At 64.8% G+C, this 14,898-nt stretch carries 13 protein-coding genes; 7 read left to right on the forward strand and 6 right to left on the reverse strand.

The window, feature by feature from the left end:
- Positions 1-131 precede the first annotated feature (131 nt).
- Genes ACE04A_RS03760 through glcF form a run of 3 tightly spaced genes read left to right on the forward strand, consistent with a single transcriptional unit; the run spans position 132 to position 3,991 of the window.
- Positions 132-1,631: an FAD-linked oxidase C-terminal domain-containing protein gene (locus ACE04A_RS03760; protein ID WP_100857076.1), complete on the forward strand. Its 1,500-nt coding sequence runs from the start codon at positions 132-134 to the stop codon at positions 1,629-1,631.
- Positions 1,632-1,642: 11 nt separating this feature from the next.
- Positions 1,643-2,749 carry a glycolate oxidase subunit GlcE gene (glcE, locus tag ACE04A_RS03765; RefSeq protein WP_485819868.1) on the forward strand — a complete coding sequence of 369 codons (1,107 nt, stop codon included), beginning with the start codon at positions 1,643-1,645 and terminating at the stop codon, positions 2,747-2,749.
- 6 nt (positions 2,750-2,755) lie between these two features.
- On the forward strand, positions 2,756-3,991 hold the full coding sequence (gene glcF, locus ACE04A_RS03770) for a glycolate oxidase subunit GlcF (protein ID WP_448718460.1): 1,236 nt from the start codon (positions 2,756-2,758) through the stop codon (positions 3,989-3,991).
- Between the two features lie 77 nt (positions 3,992-4,068).
- Here the strand turns inward: glcF and ACE04A_RS03775 are convergent, their stop codons facing one another.
- From ACE04A_RS03775 to ACE04A_RS03795, 5 genes are all read right to left on the reverse strand, one after another.
- A complete protein-coding gene (locus ACE04A_RS03775) occupies positions 4,069-5,508 on the reverse strand; it encodes an NAD(P)(+) transhydrogenase (Re/Si-specific) subunit beta (RefSeq protein ID WP_448718459.1) in 1,440 nt (479 codons plus the stop codon).
- Entirely contained in the window at positions 5,505-5,822 is a 318-nt protein-coding gene (locus tag ACE04A_RS03780; protein ID WP_006224972.1) for an NAD(P) transhydrogenase subunit alpha part 2, read from the reverse strand. Before ACE04A_RS03780 ends, ACE04A_RS03775 begins: the two co-directional genes overlap by 4 nt.
- Positions 5,823-5,824: 2 nt before the next feature.
- Entirely contained in the window at positions 5,825-6,943 is a 1,119-nt protein-coding gene (locus ACE04A_RS03785; protein ID WP_438857892.1) for a Re/Si-specific NAD(P)(+) transhydrogenase subunit alpha, read from the reverse strand.
- 488 nt (positions 6,944-7,431) lie between these two features.
- Entirely contained in the window at positions 7,432-8,307 is an 876-nt protein-coding gene (locus ACE04A_RS03790) for an N-formylglutamate amidohydrolase (protein ID WP_259251639.1), read from the reverse strand.
- Positions 8,308-8,377: 70 nt separating this feature from the next.
- The gene (locus tag ACE04A_RS03795; RefSeq protein WP_259251638.1) at positions 8,378-9,367 is read right to left on the reverse strand and encodes a Bug family tripartite tricarboxylate transporter substrate binding protein; all 990 of its coding nucleotides are present in this window, start codon (positions 9,365-9,367) and stop codon (positions 8,378-8,380) included.
- Between the two features lie 259 nt (positions 9,368-9,626).
- On the opposite strand from ACE04A_RS03795, the gene ACE04A_RS03800 reads away from it, so the two are divergent.
- The 3 genes from ACE04A_RS03800 (at position 9,627) to ACE04A_RS03810 (ending at position 12,605) form a co-directional block, all read left to right on the forward strand.
- On the forward strand, positions 9,627-10,553 hold the full coding sequence (locus ACE04A_RS03800) for a LysR substrate-binding domain-containing protein (protein WP_259251637.1): 927 nt from the start codon (positions 9,627-9,629) through the stop codon (positions 10,551-10,553).
- A gap of 7 nt (positions 10,554-10,560) precedes the next feature.
- On the forward strand, positions 10,561-11,679 hold the full coding sequence (mnmA, locus tag ACE04A_RS03805; RefSeq protein WP_259251636.1) for a tRNA 2-thiouridine(34) synthase MnmA: 1,119 nt from the start codon (positions 10,561-10,563) through the stop codon (positions 11,677-11,679).
- A 104-nt stretch (positions 11,680-11,783) separates the two neighbouring features.
- On the forward strand, positions 11,784-12,605 hold the full coding sequence (locus tag ACE04A_RS03810) for a sulfite exporter TauE/SafE family protein (protein WP_100857068.1): 822 nt from the start codon (positions 11,784-11,786) through the stop codon (positions 12,603-12,605).
- A gap of 119 nt (positions 12,606-12,724) precedes the next feature.
- Here ACE04A_RS03810 and ACE04A_RS03815 read toward each other — a convergent pair whose 3' ends face one another.
- Positions 12,725-13,336, reverse strand: coding sequence for a glutathione S-transferase (locus ACE04A_RS03815; RefSeq protein ID WP_100857067.1), 612 nt, complete (start codon positions 13,334-13,336; stop codon positions 12,725-12,727).
- A gap of 161 nt (positions 13,337-13,497) precedes the next feature.
- On the opposite strand from ACE04A_RS03815, the gene purB reads away from it, so the two are divergent.
- Positions 13,498-14,874, forward strand: coding sequence for an adenylosuccinate lyase (gene purB, locus ACE04A_RS03820; protein ID WP_259251635.1), 1,377 nt, complete (start codon positions 13,498-13,500; stop codon positions 14,872-14,874).
- Positions 14,875-14,898: the final 24 nt, after the last annotated feature.

A 14,898-nucleotide genomic window follows, 5' to 3' on the forward strand; every position in this document is an offset into this window, starting at 1 on the left:
TCGCCGTCGGCTTTTTTGCGTCTGATACGCGCGCAATTACTGCTAGTTACGTATCCGGCGAGCCGCTTATCCCATGGATGCGGGTAAATCCCGGCCTGTGTTCATAGTGCGCTCGCGCTATTGTTGCGCTCATGAATTCACTGGTCGAAACCGGCCTGGCACAAGTGCAGGCGCCTTATTCGTTGCAGCAGCTCATCGAGGCGTTGTCGGCCGCGTTGCCCGCGCACTGCGTCTTGTTCCGCGAGGAAGATACTCGCCCCTACGAATGCGACGGCCTGTCGCTGTATCGCGCGCTGCCGGCCGTTGTTGCACTGCCTGAAACCGAAGAGCACGTGCAAGCCGTCATGCGGATCTGCAAGCGCTTGAACGCGCCCGTGGTGGCGCGTGGCGCGGGCACCGGTTTGTCGGGCGGCGCCATGCCGCATAGCCAGGGCGTGTTGCTGGGGCTGTCCAAATTCAACCGCATCAAGCATATCGATTTGGCCAGCGCCACGGCGGTGGTGCAGCCCGGCGTGCGCAACCTGGCCATTTCCGAAGCGGCGGCGCCCTATGGTTTGTATTACGCGCCGGACCCGTCCAGCCAGATCGCCTGTTCCATCGGCGGCAACGTGGCTGAAAACTCCGGCGGCGTGCACTGCCTGAAGTACGGCCTGACCGTGCACAACGTGCTGCGTGTGCGGGTCGTCACGATTGATGGCGACATCGTAGAACTGGGTTCCGAAGCGCCCGATGCGCCGGGCCTGGATCTTCTGTCGGTCTTCATCGGTTCCGAAGGCATGTTGGGCGTGGTCACCGAAGTGACCGTGAAGCTGATCCCCAAGCCCGCTTGCGCGCAGGTCGTGATGGCCAGTTTTTCCAGCGTCGAGGCGGCGGGCAATGCCGTCACGCAAGTGATCGCGGCGGGCATGATTCCCGCCGGCCTGGAAATGATGGACCGCCGCGCCACGCATATGGTGGAACCCTTCGTGCGCGCGGGCTACGACATGGACGCGCAAGCCATTCTGCTGTGCGAGTCCGACGGCACGCCCGACGAAGTGGCGCACGAGATTGCGCGGATGGAAGCGGTGTTCCGCGATGCGGGCGCCACGCGTTGCCAGGTGTCCACGTCGGAAGCCGAACGTCTGAAATTCTGGGCAGGCCGCAAGAATGCGTTTCCGGCGGCGGGCCGCGTGTCGCCCGATTACTACTGCATGGATGGCACGATTCCGCGTCGCCATCTGGCGCGCGTGCTGGGCGCTATCGAACAGATGGAAGACGAATTCGGCCTGCGCTGCGCCAACGTGTTCCACGCGGGCGACGGCAATCTGCACCCGCTGATTCTGTTTGATTCGAACAAGCCGGACGAGGTGGAACGTGCCGAAAAATTCGGCGCGGCCATTCTTGAACTGTGCGTGCAGGTAGGAGGCACCGTGACCGGAGAGCACGGTGTGGGTATGGAGAAAATAAATCAAATGTGCGTGCAATTCTCTCGCGAAGAACTCGACGCGTTCCTGGCGGTCAAGCGGGCGTTCGACCCGCCGTGCCTGCTGAATCCTGAAAAAGTCATACCCACGCTGGCCCGCTGCGCCGAATACGGCAAGATGCACGTCCATGCGGGTGAGTTGCGGTTCCCCGATCTCGCTCGTTTCTAGGACGTATCCCTATGGATTTTGTCCTGTCGGAATTGTGCGACCAGGTCATGACGGCCCGTGCCGGCCACAAGCCGCTGTTTGTGATGGGTGGCGGCAGCAAGGCGTTCTACGGCAACTACCGGCCGGTCACGCCGCAAGATGGTCACTGCCTGTTGGATATGACGCCGTATCGCGGCATCGTCAGCTATCACCCTTCCGAGCTGGTGGTGACGGTGCGCGCGGGAACGCCCTTGGCCGAATTGGAAGCGGCGCTGGCCGAGAATGGACAGATGCTGGCCTTTGAACCGCCGCACTTCGCGGATACCGCGACGGTGGGCGGTTGCGTGGCGTCGGGCCTGTCCGGCCCGCGCCGCATGAGCGCCGGCGCGCTGCGTGATTTTGTACTGGGCACGCGGCTGCTGGATTCAGAAGGGCGGGTGCTGTCGTTCGGCGGTGAAGTCATGAAGAACGTTGCGGGCTACGATGTGTCGCGCCTGCTGGCCGGATCGCACGGCATCTTCGGCGCCATTCTGGATGTGTCGTTGAAGGTGGTGCCCCGCCCCATGGAAGAGCTGACCTTGGTGCTGCCCGCCACGCAGGCGCAGGCCTTGGCCAGCTTTGCGTTATGGCGTGGCAAGCCCTTGCCGATCTCCGCCACCAGTTGGACAGGCGGTGATGACAATGCCGAGGGCGTGATGCATGTGCGCCTGTCGGGCGCCCCGCCGGCAATCGCCAGCGCACGGCGCGTCGTGGGGGGAGACCCGCTGGCGCCCGATGCGGCCGATGCGTGGTGGCGGTCCCTGCGTGAGCAGACCCATGAATTTTTTCATGCGGACCGCCCGTTGTGGCGCCTTGCCTTGCCTCCCACCGCCGCGGTGCTTGGTCTGGGCCCGACCCTGATTGAATGGGGCGGCGGGCAGCGTTGGCTGTCCGGTCAGCACGACGCGGCCACGCTGCGCGAGACCGCCGCGCGGATGGGCGGGCACGCCACCTTGTTCCGCCTTGGCAATACCAAGCCGCCGGTTGACGGTGTCTTTCATCCCCTTGCGCCTGGCGTTGCGGCGATCACGCGCCGGCTCAAGCAGGAGCTTGATCCGTCCAGCCTGTTCAACCCTGGCCGCCTGGTTCTGGAGCTATAGCGCGTCATGCAAACCAACCTGGCATCCTGGGCCCGCGACACCGACTTGGGCAACGAGGCCGACGCCATTCTGCGTCGATGCGTGCATTGCGGTTTCTGCACGGCCACCTGTCCCACGTATCAGGTGCTGGGCGACGAACTCGACAGCCCGCGCGGGCGCATTTATTTGATCAAGCAGGTGTTGGAGGGCGCGCCGCCCACGCAATCCACGCAACTGCATCTGGACCGCTGCCTGACCTGCCGCAATTGCGAAACCACTTGCCCGTCGGGCGTGGAGTACGGGCACTTGATCGATATCGGTCGCAAGATCGTTGACGAGCGCGTGCCGCGTTCCTGGGCGGACAGGACCAAGCGCAATCTGCTGCGTCGAGCCATGTTGTCGCCGCTGTTCGCGCCCGCGATGCGGGTGGGGCAGGCGATGCGTGGACTGTTGCCTGAAGCGCTCAAGCGCAAGGTGCCCGAGCGCCGTGACGCGGGCGTGTTGCCCCAGGTTGCGGGGCACACGCGGCAAGTGCTGATGCTGGCCGGTTGCGTGCAGCCGGCCATGATGCCCACGATTGATGCCGCCACCATCCGGGTGCTGGACGCGGTGGGTATCGGTGCGCGCATTGCGCCGGGCGCGGGGTGCTGCGGCGCGGTCAGTTTCCATTTGGATGCGCAAGAAGCGGCGCTGGCGCAGATGCGTGGCAACATCGACGCGTGGTGGCCGCTGGTGCAAGACGGCGCGGTCGAAGCCATCGTCATGAATGCGTCCGGCTGCGGCGCGATGGTGAAGGAATACGCGCATCACTTGAAGCATGATCCCGCCTACGCGCAGAAGGCGGCGGATATCGTCGCGCTGGTCAAGGACGTGGCCGAGATCGTGGCGCCGCATGCCGCGCAACTGCGCGCGCGCTTGCCTGATGGCGTGCGTGCCGCCTTTCATCCGCCGTGCACGCTGCAACACTGGCAGGGCTTGCGGCCCTTGTCCGAGCAACTGCTGGTGGACTTGGGATTCAACCTGCAACCCTTCGCGGATCCGCATCTGTGCTGCGGATCGGCGGGGGCGTATTCCGTGTTGAACCCGAAGATCGCGCTGGAACTGCGCGATCGCAAACTGGGCGCCATTTCGGCCGGCGGGCCGGATGTGATCCTGTCGGCCAACATCGGCTGCATCGGGCATCTGCAAAGCGGCACCGACACGCCGGTGCGGCATTGGGTGGAAGTGGTGGACGAGCAGTTGCGCCAAGTGGCTGCGACCTAGGGGCAGGCCGTGCTGCCTGCCACGAATGCCTGTGGTCAGGCATTCGTGGACCTCTTGGGCTTGGGGCAATCAGCGGTCTATTCGACCGCTTTCACCATGTCTTCCAGCACTTTCTTCGCGTCGCCGAACACCATCATCGTGCGGTCCATGTAGAACAACTCGTTGTCCAGGCCAGCGTATCCCGAGGCCATGGAGCGCTTGTTCACGATCACGGTGCGCGCCTTGTAGGCCTCAAGAATGGGCATGCCGGCAATGGGCGACTTGGGGTCGTTCTTGGCGGCGGGGTTGACCACATCGTTGGCGCCCAGCACCAGCACCACGTCGGTCTGCGCGAACTCGCTGTTGATGTCTTCCATTTCGAAGACCTGGTCGTAGGGCACTTCGGCCTCGGCCAGCAGCACGTTCATGTGGCCCGGCATGCGGCCGGCGACGGGGTGTATGGCGTACTTGACCGTCACGCCGCGCTCGGTGAGCTTGGTCGCCAGTTCCTTCAGCGCGTGCTGCGCGCGCGCCACGGCCAGGCCGTAGCCCGGCACGATGGTGACGCTTTCGGCGTTGCTCATGAGGAAGGCCGCGTCATCCGCGCTGCCCGACTTGACGCTGCGCTGCTGCGCCGCGCCCGCATCCGCCGCGCCGCCCGTCTGCCCACCGAAGCCGCCCAGGATCACGTTGAAGAACGAGCGGTTCATCGCCTTGCACATGATGTAGGACAGGATGGCGCCGGACGAGCCCACCAGCGAGCCGGCAATGATCAGCATCGGGTTGTTGAGCGAAAAACCGATGCCGGCCGCGGCCCAGCCCGAGTAGCTGTTCAGCATCGACACCACCACCGGCATGTCGGCGCCGCCGATCGGGATGATGATCAGCACGCCCAGCACGAAGGCGATCAGCGTCATGATGATGAACGGCGTCCATTCCTGCGTCAGCATGAACCAGACGCCGCAGCCCAGCATCACCAGCGCCAGCGCCAGGTTCAGCATGTGCTGGCCCGAAAAGACGACGGGCGCGCCTTGGAACAGCCGGAACTTGTACTTGCCCGACAGCTTGCCGAACGCGATGACCGAGCCCGAGAACGTGATGGCGCCCACGAACGTGCCGATGAAGAGTTCGAATCGGTTGCCGGTGGGAATCAGCATGCCGGCCGGCACGATGCCGAACGCATGCGGTTCGGCCACCACCGCCACCGCGATGGCCACCGCCGCCAGGCCGATCATGCTGTGCATGAAGGCAACCAGTTCGGGCATTTTCGTCATCTCGACGCGGCGCGCCATCAAGGTGCCGATGGAGCCGCCCACCAGCAGGCCCAGCACGACCCAGCCCAGGCCGATGGTGGCGGTGCCCTCGCGCGCCAGGCCGATGATGAGCGCCGCCGTGGTCAGCACCGCGATCGCCATGCCGGCCATGCCGAAGGCGTTGCCCAGCCGCGATGTGGTCGGGTGCGACAGGCCCTTTAGCGCCTGGATGAAGCAGATCGAGGCGATCAGGTAAAGCAGGGTGACCAGATTCAGCGAGATCATTTCGCTTCCTCCTTGCCCGGCTTGCGGTCTTTTTTCTTGAACATTTCCAGCATGCGCCGCGTGACGAGAAAGCCGCCGAAAACGTTCACCGCGGCAAGCGCCACGGCGAACACGCCCATGCCGCGCGCCAGCCCGCCTTCGGTCAGCGCGGCCGCCAGCATGGCGCCCACGATGATGATGGCCGAGATGGCGTTGGTGACCGCCATCAGCGGCGTGTGCAAGGCGGGCGTGACATTCCAGACGACGTGATAGCCGACATAGATGGCCAACACGAAGATGATGAGGTTCATCAGGGTGGGGTTGATCGCTTCCATGTTCAAGTCCTCCGCGCCACATTGCCGCCTTCGCATACCAGGCAGGCCGCCACGATTTCATCGTCGCGCTGGATCGCCAGCGCGCCGTCCGCATTGATGATGAGCTTCAGGAAGTCCATGACGTTGCGCGCATAGAGCGCGGACGCGTCGGTCGCGACCAGGCCCGGCAGGTTGGTCAGGCCGATGATCGTCACGCCATGCTTTTCAACGATCTGGCCTTTTTCGGACAGCGGGCAATTGCCGCCGCGCTCGACAGCCAGGTCGACCAGCACCGAGCCGGGCCGCATGGCGGCAACGGTGTCGGCGGACACCAGGGTCGGCGCGGGGCGGCCGGGGATCAGCGCGGTGGTGATGACGATGTCGGCCTGCTTGCAGCGTTCAGACACGAGCGCCGCCTGACGCGCCATCCATCCAGGAGGCATGGCGCGCGCGTAGCCGCCCTTGCCTTCGGCAATTTCGCGTTCCTCGTCGGTTTCAAAGGGCACGTCGATGAACTTGGCGCCCAGTGACTCCACCTGTTCGCGCGCGGCGGGGCGCACGTCGGACGCTTCAACCACCGCGCCCAGCCGCTTGGCCGTGGCGATGGCCTGCAACCCGGCGACCCCGGTGCCCAGCACGACGGCGCGCGCGGCTTTCAGGGTGCCGGCCGCGGTCATCATCATGGGAATCAGCCGGCCGTAGTGGTGCGCGGCCAGCAGCACGGCCTTGTAGCCGGCCAAGTTGGCCTGCGAAGACAGCACATCAAGGCTTTGCGCGCGCGTGATGCGGGGGGCTGCCTCCAGGGCGAAGCCGGTAAGCCCCGCGGCGGCCATGTGTTCAATGCCTTCGGCGTCGAACGGGTCGAGCATGCCGATGACGACGGCGCCCGGTTTCATGTGGGGCAATTCCGTGGGGGAGGGGGCGCGAACCTTCAGGACGAGTTCCGCGCCCAGGGCATCCTGGGTGGAACCGAGCGTGGCGCCCGCGGCCTCATAGGCGTCGTCCGGATAGCGGGCGGCGTCGCCTGCCCCACGCTCCACGACAACGGTGTGTTTGCCGCCCAGGTACTTCTTGACGGTCTCCGGTGTTGCTGCGACACGGGTTTCCCCGTCTCGGGTCTCTTTTGGTATCCCGATGTGCATCGACGCCTCTCCTCAGAAGGTTCGCCGTAGTTATACACGCTAATCTCGCCCCCACGCCGCGCTCATTGCATTCGCTTGCTGCCCCCCGAGGGGGCTGGCCCGCCTTGGGAGTGGCCCGAGGGTGTGTGCCCCCACGCTGCGCTCATTGCATTCGCTTGCTGCCCCCCGAGGGGGCTGGCCCGCCTTGGGAGCGGCCCGGCGGCGGGCCGTTGCCCCAAGAGGGTGTGCCCCCACGCTGCGCTCATTGCATTCGCTTGCTGCCCCCCGAGGGGGCTGGCCCGCCTTGGGAGCGGCCCGGCGGCGGGCCGGCTTCTCCTTCGCGCGCTCGTTGCTTGCGCATATCTTGGGCGGTTAGTTCTTTTGATTGAGGGCTTTTATAGGGCGAAAAAAAGCCCCATGGCGAACCATGGGGCTTGGGCTTTGCAGCCCACTTGCTCCGGCCAGTCTTACCACGCCGCTGGCCGGCACTTGCGCGTAAACGTCCGGCGTCAGGCCGTTTGCGCGCGAGTCCAGTTGATCAGCGCGGCGGTGAGGTCACGCAGATCGGCCTTCAGGCGGCCATAGTTTTCGCTGGGACGCAGCGTCACTTCGTCCATATACAACTTGCGGTTGATTTCGATCTGCAGGCTGTGGCGGCCTTCTTCGGGGCGGCCAAAGGCGCGCACCAGTTCCACGCCCTTGTAGGGATCGTTCACGGTCACGTTGTAGCCGCGTTCACGCAGCCACGCTGCAATGAATTCCCGGAAGGCCGGGTCGCTGGTGCTGCCGTCGCGGTCACCCAGCACGAAGTCGGGGTGGACCAGGCCGGGGCGGTCGGTGGCGAAGGCGCCGGCCACGCTGGGCATGGAGTGGCAATTGATATGCCAGACCTTGCCGAACTTCTTGTGGGCGGCATCCAGCACCTGACCGAGCGCGGCATGGTACGGCTTCCAGCAGGCGTTGATGCGGTGGCGCACTTCTTCCACCGTCAGCTTGCGGTTGTACAAGGGCGTGCCGTCATCCAGCATGCGCCAGATCAGGCCCTTGCCCAGCTTCACCTTGGGCGACGCGTTGATGGCGTCTGGCCAGGCTTCGTCCAGCAGCAATTCGTCGATCTCGTCGGGGGCGCGGTTGGCGTCGATGTAGGCGCGCGGGAACGCGGCTGCAACCATCGGCACGCCCTGGTCGAGCGCGTCGCCCCACAGGTCGTCAACCCAGGTGTCCTCGGCAGTGCGCAGCGCGCCAAAGTCCACCGCGGCGGCGAAGTCGGGAGGGTAGGCGGTGCCGCTGTGCGGAGAGTCCAGCACAAGCGGGGCCGAGGATTCCGAATCCGGATAGTGCTGCGGAAGGTCGAGCCGGTAAGACAGGGGTTGGGTAATTCGCATATAGAGGTACTGCGTTCGTGAATCGGAGGCCCCCCCCGCCGAAGACGGCGCGGCGGGGGCCGAAGATCGCTTAGTCGATCTTCACGTTGGCTTCTTTGGCGATGCGCTTGTTCTTGGCGATTTCCGCCGCGATCTGCTTGCCGAAGTCGGCCGAACTATTGGCGGCGGGCGAGGCGCCCAGCGCTTCCAGGCGCGTCTTGACGTCGGCTTCCGCGCTGACCTTCTGCACGGCGGCGTTCAGCTTGGCCAGGATGGGTTCCGGCAGCTTGGCCGGGGCAACCAGGCCAAACCACGACGAGTCGTTCACGGCCGGCAGGCCGGCTTCGGCGAACGTGGGCACGTCGGGCAGGGCAGCCACGCGCTTGGGCGCGGCGACGGCCATGGCGATCAGGCGGCCCGATTGCACGTGCGGCAGGGTGGACGGCAGGTTGTCATACATGACGTCGACCTGGCCGGCCAGCGCGTCGTTCAGCGCCGGGCCCACGCCACGGTAAGGCACGTGCATCAGGTCGGTGCCCGAGGACATCTTGAACAGTTCGCCCATCATGTGCGACACCGAACCGTTGCCGGCCGACGCGTAGGTCAGCTTGCCCGGCTCGCTCTTGGCCAGCTTGATGAGGTCGGCAATGTTCTTGGCGTTGACCTTGGGGTTGATCGTCATGATGTTCGGCACGGCCGCCAGGTTCGAGATGGGCGTGAAGTCCTTCTCGCCATCGAACGGCAGGTTCGGGTAGATGGCCGGGTTGATGCCGTGGGTGCTGACGGTGGCGATGCCCAGGACGTAGCCGTCCGGTGCGCTGCTGGCAACGAAGGCGCTGCCGATCGAGCCGCCGGCGCCGCCGCGGTTTTCAACCACCACGGTCTGGCCCAGTTCCTTGCTCAGCTTGTCTGCGAACAGGCGGCCGACGATGTCGGTGGTGCCGCCGGGCGGGAAGGGAACGATCAGGCGGATGGGCTTGCTCGGATACGCGTCTTCAGCGTGCGCGATACCCGAGGTCAGCGGCATGGCCAGGGTCGCGGCAGCGACACACAGGCCCAGTATTACGTTACGGCGTTGCATGGATTCCCCTAATAAATTGGAAAGCGGATGCGCAAAGGCAGACGCAAACGCAATGATTCTTTCCTGGCGGGGCAGTTTGCGCAAACGAAAGTTTCTCCGTAAGCTATGACTTTTTTTCATGCCTCTTGTTTGCCGACACGGATCGAGCGTTACTTTTGTGTAACTTTTCCGTCGCGCGGCGTCATCGCGAAGGCAGGGGATTGCATCCCCCGATCAAGCCCCGCTGGGGCGGGAGCCCCACGCTGCGTGGGGGCACTAAATGCGACGTTTCTGTCCCTCATTAACCGATCTGCAGGCGTTTGAAGTCGCCGCACGACACAGCAGCTTCACGCGCGCGGCGCAGGAATTGTGTGTCACGCAGGGCGCCGTCAGTAAACAGGTGAAACATCTGGAAGAGTTCGTCGGCGTCGAACTATTCCTGCGCATCAGGCAAGGCCTGGTGCTGACCGAGGCCGGCCGCAGTTATCTGACCAAGGTTCAAGCGGGCTTGGGCCAGATCGAAGCCGCCACCGTTGAGCTGATTGCGCACCAGGGGCAGGGCGGCACGCTCAACCTGACCTGTATGCCCACGTTCGGCGCGCGCTGGCTGATCCCGCGCCTGACGGCCTTCATGCGCTTGCGCCCCGACATCCATGTGGAATTCCTGCCGCACCGCCAGGGCTATGATTTTTCCACGCCCGAGCTGGACGCCGCCGTCCGCTTTGGCGAAGGCTTGTGGCCGGGCAGTGGCGCCGACTACATCGTGGGCCGCGAAATCGTGCCGGTGTGCAGCCCGCGCCTGATCCCGGGCGGCTGCCCCTCGCCAGAGGCGCTGCTGGCTTATCCGCTGCTGCACCATACGTCGGCGCTTGAAGGTTGGCGCGATTGGTTCGAGCAGGCCGGCTGCGACAGCCGGCGCAGCCTGGAAGGGGCGCGCTTTGATCAATACGCGCTGTTGTCCCAGGCGGCCGCCGCCGGTTTCGGTGTGGCGCTGATCCCGCGTTGCCTGATTGAAGACGAGCTGCGCGACGGCAAGCTGGCCGTGGCGATGACGCTGCCGATCCGCGCCCGCATGGGCTATTACCTGTGCTATCCCGAGCAGAAAGCCAACCTGCCCACCTTGCAGGCGTTTCGCGCCTGGTTGATGGAAGTCTCCCGGGCGGCCGAGCCGCAGCCCCGGGAAGACGCCGTGTCCGAACTAAAATAGCCGCATCATGAGTCAAATATCCACCAAGAAAGGCCGCGTGGTCGTAGGCATGTCGGGCGGGGTCGATTCTTCGGTCACCGCCTGGCTGCTCAAGCAACAAGGCTATGAGGTCGTCGGCCTGTTCATGAAGAACTGGGAAGACGACGACGATTCCGAATACTGCTCAACCCGCCAAGACCTGTTGGACGCCGCCAGCGTCGCGGACCTGGTTGGCGTTGAGTTCGAATTCGTGAACTTTGCCGCCGAATACAAAGACCGGGTGTTCGCGGAATTCCTGCGCGAATATTCAGCGGGCCGCACGCCCAACCCCGACGTGCTGTGCAATGCCGAGATCAAGTTCAAGGCTTTTCTTGACCACGCCATGGCGCTGGGCGCCGAGCACATCGCCACGGGCCATTACGCGCGGGTGCGCGAAGTGCCGGCGGCCGGCGGCGGCACACAGTTCCAGCTGCTCAAGGCGCTGGACGCCTCCAAGGACCAGAGCTATTTCCTGCATCGCCTGAACCAGGCACAGTTGTCGCGCACGCTGTTCCCGCTGGGCGAAATCCACAAGACCGAAGTGCGGCGCATTGCGCACGAGATCGGTCTGCACAATGCCGCCAAGAAGGACTCCACCGGCATCTGCTTCATTGGCGAGCGTCCGTTCCGCGAATTTCTGAACCGCTACCTGCCGACCGAGCCGGGCCCTATCCTGACGCCGGAAGGCCAGCAGGTGGGCCGCCACGAAGGCCTGTCGTTCTACACGCTGGGTCAGCGCAAGGGCCTGGGCGTGGGTGGCGTGAAGGGGCGCCAGCGCGAAGATGGCACGGCCGAGGCCTGGTACGTGGCGCGCAAGGACCTGGAACGCAACATCCTGTACGTGGTGCAAGGGCATGATCATCCGTGGCTGCTGTCCGGCCAATTGCAGGCGCAGGACGCCAGTTGGGTGGCGGGCCATCCGCCCGAGATCGCGAGCTATGGCGCCAAGACACGCTACCGCCAAGCGGATGCGGCCTGCCGTCTGGATAAGGCTGATGGCGACACCTTCGCCCTGGATTTCACCGACCCGCAATGGGCCGTGACGCCTGGCCAGTCGGCCGTGCTTTACGATGGCGATGTTTGCCTGGGTGGCGGCATCATTCTGTAGTGCGCGCCCCTGGGGGGCGTGTGTGATCAAGCAGGGCCCCGTGGGCGTGATGCCCGCGGGGCCTTGTTCATGAACCCAAGAATTCAAAACGAGAGGAGACGGTTGTGGATGTTTCGATGTTGATTTGCCTGCTGGTGCTGGGCGCTGTGGTCGGCTTTGCCGCGGGCCTGCTGGGCATAGGCGGCGGGATGTTGCTGGTGCCTTTCCTGACGATGCTGTTTGCCTGGCAGGGCATGCCGCCTGAATTGGTGGTGCATGCCGCCATTGCAACGTCGATGACGTCCATTCTGTTCACGTCCGTTTCCAGCGTGCGGGCGCACCAGCAGCGCGGCACGATCAAATGGAACATCGTGTGGGCCATGGCGCCGGGCATCATCATCGGCGGCCTGGTGTCGGGTGGCGCGGTCTTCGCCGCGCTCAGCACCTTGTGGTTGTCGTTGTTCTTCGCGCTGTTCGTCGGCTATTCGGGCTGGAGCATGCTGCGCAACAAGAAGCCCAAGCCGGCTCGCCAGATGCCGGGCGTGGTGGGCACCAGCGCGGCGGGGGCGGGCATCGGGTTCCTGTCCGGGTTGGTGGGCGCGGGCGGTGGATTCCTGTCGGTGCCGTTCATGGTCTGGTGCAACGTGGCCCTGCACAACGCGGTGTCGACCTCGGCGGCGCTGGGCTTTCCGATTGCGCTGGCAAACAGCGTGGGCTATGTGGTGTCGGGCCTGAATGAAGGCACGTCGCGTCCCGGCATGCTGGGCTACATCTATTGGCCTGCCTTGCTGGCGCTGGTGTGCACCAGCGTGCTGACCGCGCCGCTGGGCGCGCGGATGGCGCACCGCTTGCCGGTGCAGACGTTAAAGCGCGTGTTCGCCTGCCTGTTGTTCGCCTTGGCGGCGTACATGCTGTTCAAGGCCTGGCAGACTTTCGCGGGGCAATAGGGGCGATAGAGGCAAGAGGTCGGTGGCGGCGGCTTGCCATGCCGCTGCCGCAATGCAAACCGGCCGCGCGTGGCGGCCGGTCGTCAAGTGCGCATGCCTGATAGGCAGGCAGGCGCCCTTCAGGCGGTTTGGGGCAGGGTGTCGATGAACGACTGCCGCTGAGCCAGTTTGTCGTGCAAGCGGGCCAGGTTCAGATGGTTGGCGCGCCAGTCCAACGCGGCAAAGCGCAGATCCAGATAGCCCAGCGCGCAACCGACAGCGATGTCGGCCAGGCTGTAGTTGATGCCCATGCAGTGGGCGTTGTCGCCCAGGCTCTTGTTCATGGCATCCAGGCTGGCGTGGATCTTGCCGAATTGGCGTTCGATCCATTCCGGGCTGCGCTGAGCTTCGGGGCGCTGGTTTTCCTTGACGATGGCCACACAGGCGTCCAGGACGCCATCGGCGATGGCCTCCCAGCATTTGACGGCCGCGCGGTCGCGCCCCTGCTGGGGAATCAGGCGGGCCACGGGCGACAAGGTGTCCAGGTACTCGACGATGACGCGCGAATCAAATAGCGCGCCGCCATCTTCCATGACCAGGCACGGAACTTTGCCCAGCGGGTTGTACGTTTGGATCTGCGTGTCGGCGGACCAGACGTTTTCGAGTTCAAGCCGGTAGTCCAGCTTTTTCTCGGCCATGACGATACGCACTTTGCGTACGTATGGACTGGTAAGCGAGCCGATCAGTTTCATGGAGTCACAAGCGGAGTCGAAAAGCGGCCGAAGTATAGCAGGCCGCATGACGGTCACACCGTCCGCGGGTCGGAATCTTCGCCAGTTTGCCACAATGTTGCATGGCCTCGGATGATAAAATCGTCGGGTTTTCCCATCCGTAGCCATTTCTACCCCAGACCATGCAAATCGCCGATCAGTTGAGCCAACTTAATGCCCTTTCGCCATTGGATGGCCGTTACGCTTCCCGGAGCGACGCGCTGCGCGGTCTGCTGTCCGAAGCCGGCTTCATGGCGCACCGCGTCGAAGTCGAGGTGGCCTGGCTGGTCGCCCTGTCCGACGCCGGCCTGCCCGAGCTGCCCGCCTTTTCCCAGGCCGCCCGCCAGCGTCTGCAGCAGTTGGTGCAGGATTTTTCGGAATCCGACGCCGCGCGTATCAAGGACATCGAGCGCGTCACCAACCATGACGTGAAAGCGGTCGAGTACTGGCTGAAGGAAAAAGTGGCCGACGACGCCGAGCTGGCCCGCGCCGCCGAATTCATCCACTTTGCCTGCACGTCGGAAGACATCAACAACACCTCGCACGCGCTGATGTTGTCGCGCGCCCGCGATCAGGTGGTGGTGCCGCGCCTGCGCGAACTGGCCGCCAAGCTGAACGACATGGCGGTGGCCCAGGCCGACCAGCCGATGCTGTCGCGCACGCACGGCCAGCCGGCCAGCCCCACCACGCTGGGCAAGGAATTCGCCAACGTGGCCGCGCGCCTGAACCGCGCCATCGCCGCCGTCGAGGCCGTGGAACCGCTGGCCAAGCTGAATGGCGCCACCGGCAACTACAACGCCCACCTGTCGGCCTACCCGGAAATCGATTGGCCCGCCTTCAGCCAGCGCGTGCTGACCGGCCTGGGCCTGACCCAGAACCGCCACACCATCCAGATCGAACCGCATGACTGGATGTCGGCCCTGTTCGACGCCATCACGCGCGCCAACATCATCGTGCTGGACCTGGACCGCGACATCTGGGGCTATGTGGCGCTGGGCTACTTCAAGCAGCGCCTGAAGGAAGGCGAGGTCGGTTCGTCGACCATGCCGCACAAGGTCAACCCGATCGACTTCGAAAACTCCGAAGGCAACCTGGGCCTGGCCAACGCCGTGCTGCGCCACTTGGCCGACAAGCTGCCGATCTCCCGCTGGCAGCGTGACCTGACCGACTCCACCGTGCTGCGCAACCTGGGCGTGGGCCTGGGCTATTGCCTGGTCGCGTGGGATGCCTGCATGCGCGGTCTGGGCAAGCTGGAAGTCAATACGGCCGCTATCGATGCCGACATCGATGCTTGCTGGGAAGTGCTGGCCGAGCCGGTGCAAACCGTGATGCGCCGCTACGGCCTGCCGCAGCCCTACGAGCAACTCAAGGCCTTGACCCGTGGCAAGGGAATTACCGAGGAAGCCCTGCGCGAGTTCATCCAGGGCCTGGCCCTGCCGGAAGAGCCGAAGGCGCGCCTGTTGGCGATGACGCCTCGGTCATACATTGGACTGGCCGCCGAGCTGGCCCGGGCGGTATAGTCGCCATGCCGCGCGCGTCATGCG

Source organism: Achromobacter colocynthidis (genome assembly GCF_057334535.1).

What these genes read in the sequence shown, in the direction of transcription:
- ACE04A_RS03760 (WP_100857076.1), top strand. Translation starts at nt 132, where the DNA reads ATGAATTCACTGGTCGAAACCGGCCTGGCACAAGTGCAGGCGCCTTAT.
- purB (WP_259251635.1), top strand. Translation starts at nt 13,498, where the DNA reads ATGCAAATCGCCGATCAGTTGAGCCAACTTAATGCCCTTTCGCCATTG.
- ACE04A_RS03790 (WP_259251639.1), bottom strand. Translation starts at nt 8,307, where the DNA reads ATGCGAATTACCCAACCCCTGTCTTACCGGCTCGACCTTCCGCAGCAC.
- ACE04A_RS03780 (WP_006224972.1), bottom strand. Translation starts at nt 5,822, where the DNA reads ATGGAAGCGATCAACCCCACCCTGATGAACCTCATCATCTTCGTGTTG.
- ACE04A_RS03800 (WP_259251637.1), top strand. Translation starts at nt 9,627, where the DNA reads ATGCGACGTTTCTGTCCCTCATTAACCGATCTGCAGGCGTTTGAAGTC.
- ACE04A_RS03775 (WP_448718459.1), bottom strand. Translation starts at nt 5,508, where the DNA reads ATGATCTCGCTGAATCTGGTCACCCTGCTTTACCTGATCGCCTCGATC.
- ACE04A_RS03815 (WP_100857067.1), bottom strand. Translation starts at nt 13,336, where the DNA reads ATGAAACTGATCGGCTCGCTTACCAGTCCATACGTACGCAAAGTGCGT.
- glcF (WP_448718460.1), top strand. Translation starts at nt 2,756, where the DNA reads ATGCAAACCAACCTGGCATCCTGGGCCCGCGACACCGACTTGGGCAAC.
- glcE (WP_485819868.1), top strand. Translation starts at nt 1,643, where the DNA reads ATGGATTTTGTCCTGTCGGAATTGTGCGACCAGGTCATGACGGCCCGT.
- ACE04A_RS03795 (WP_259251638.1), bottom strand. Translation starts at nt 9,367, where the DNA reads ATGCAACGCCGTAACGTAATACTGGGCCTGTGTGTCGCTGCCGCGACC.
- ACE04A_RS03785 (WP_438857892.1), bottom strand. Translation starts at nt 6,943, where the DNA reads ATGCACATCGGGATACCAAAAGAGACCCGAGACGGGGAAACCCGTGTC.
- mnmA (WP_259251636.1), top strand. Translation starts at nt 10,561, where the DNA reads ATGAGTCAAATATCCACCAAGAAAGGCCGCGTGGTCGTAGGCATGTCG.